This is a genomic window from Alcanivorax sp. HI0044 (assembly GCF_001634945.1).
The window spans coordinates 1-306 of record NZ_LWEZ01000932.1 but is presented as its reverse complement, the minus strand read 5'-3'; the positions used below and the strand labels follow the sequence as shown (position 1 = coordinate 306).

Annotated in this window: 1 protein-coding gene; it reads right to left on the bottom strand. The window is 54.6% G+C overall.

Features of this window, described 5'->3' with window-relative positions:
* The coding region (locus tag A3730_RS29660) for a type II toxin-antitoxin system RelE/ParE family toxin (RefSeq protein ID WP_082872341.1) at window positions 1-201 on the bottom strand (201 nt) is incomplete at its 3' end.
* Window positions 202-306: the final 105 nt, after the last annotated feature.

The following is a 306-nucleotide window of genomic DNA, read 5'->3' as shown; positions in this document are numbered from 1 at the left end:
CACGCCACAGACACTACGCCGATACCCTTTCTGAACATGGTCAACGGCGGGGAAGCGGTATGGTGATTGCGCGATCACATCAAAGCGCGCCATTAGCGTTTTAAAATATCGGACCGCCTGCTCTTCACCAAATGCTTCGACGCCACGCCAATAAATTCGAGCCACATCCCTTTTGGCCGCATCGTTGAGTCTATACCTCATCCCTTCCCAATCCGTCCTGGATCTCTTTCAGCAGTTCCGCAGGGCTCGGCTCCGTGAGCCCACTGCGCTCAGCTTCCCGTAATTTCGCACGAATCACTTCCAGCT